At 67.8% G+C, this 1,219-nt stretch carries 2 protein-coding genes; both read left to right on the top strand.

Annotation, left to right across the window (positions count from 1 at the left end):
* Positions 1 to 256, top strand: a 256-nt coding sequence (locus Q7U29_RS18290) for a hypothetical protein (RefSeq protein ID WP_304743770.1), incomplete at its 5' end; no start/stop codon positions are given.
* Positions 257 to 396: 140 nt separating this feature from the next.
* The coding region (locus tag Q7U29_RS18285) for a DUF2865 domain-containing protein (RefSeq protein ID WP_304743769.1) at positions 397 to 1,219 on the top strand (823 nt) is incomplete at its 3' end.

Below are 1,219 nucleotides of genomic sequence, written 5' to 3'. Positions count from 1 at the left end.
CGCATGGGCCGACAGCCGGGTTTTCATCATCTCCAACCAGGCCGACGGCTACGGCGTCGACCAGTGCCTCGCCAGGGGCGAAAAATGCGGCGCCCACGCTGCCCGCTCCTACTGCCAGTCGCGGGATTTCGCCCAGGCGGTGTCGTACCGGCGGGTCGATCCCGATGAGATCACCGGGGCGATCCCCAAGGCGTCCGGCGGCAACTGCAGCCATGCCGGCTGCAACGAATACGTCGCCATCACCTGCCAGCGCTGACGCCGAGCCGCCAGGGCCTGCGGGCACCGCCGCCACACCGGCGCCCCGGAAACGACGTGACGCTGCCCCGAGAAGCGGCTATGTGGGGCCGCGTCGGCTGTGCTTTTTGGCCTGCGCGGACGTGGCTTGAATGGCTGGATATGGCTGAAACGTTGATTACCCCCTTCTCCCGCTGGATTCTGGCCTCTGCTACGCTGTTCGGCGCGGTTGTGCTGAGCGTTGGCGCCTCCGCGCAGATGAACCAGGGGCCGCCGCCCTCGCAGGGCGGCGTGGCGGCCAATCCGGTGTGCCCGCGGCTGGAAGCGCAACTGGCGACCATCGACCGCGGCGGCGGCAGCGGGGATCCGGCCAAGGAAGAGCAAATCCGCCGCTACCAGGAAGCCGCTTCCAAGCAGCAGGGCGAACTCGACCGCGTCACCTCGCAGGCCAAGCGGATGGGCTGCGACAGTTCCGGCTTCTTCTCGCTGTTCTCGGGCCAGTCGGCGCAATGCGGCCCGGTCAACAACCAGATCCAGCAGATGCGCGGCAATCTCGATCAGATCACCACGAGCCTCGAGCGGTTGCGCGGCGGCGGCTTCGGCGGCGCCGAACGCGAAAACCAGCGCCGCTCGGTGCTGGCGGCGCTGGCCCAGAACAATTGCGGGCCGCAATACGCCAATGCCCCGCGCGGCGGCGGCGGACCCGGCAACTTCCTCGACAATCTGTTCGGCAATAATGGCAACAGCAACGCGCCCGGCACCGATTTCGGTCAATTCGGAACCTACCGCACGGTCTGCGTCCGCAGCTGCGACGGCGCCTATTTCCCGGTCTCGTTCGCCACCGTTCCCGCCCGGTTTCCGGACGACGAACGCAGCTGCAAGGCACTTTGCCCGGCGACGGAAGCCACCCTGTTCGCCTACCGCAACCCCGGCGAGGACATCAACCAGGCGGTCTCGATCACCGGCCAGCCTTATTCCGCCCTGC

This window comes from Bradyrhizobium sp. (assembly GCF_030654605.1).
GTDB lineage: Bacteria > Pseudomonadota > Alphaproteobacteria > Rhizobiales > Xanthobacteraceae > Bradyrhizobium.
This window is presented reverse-complemented; position numbering and strand designations above follow the sequence as displayed.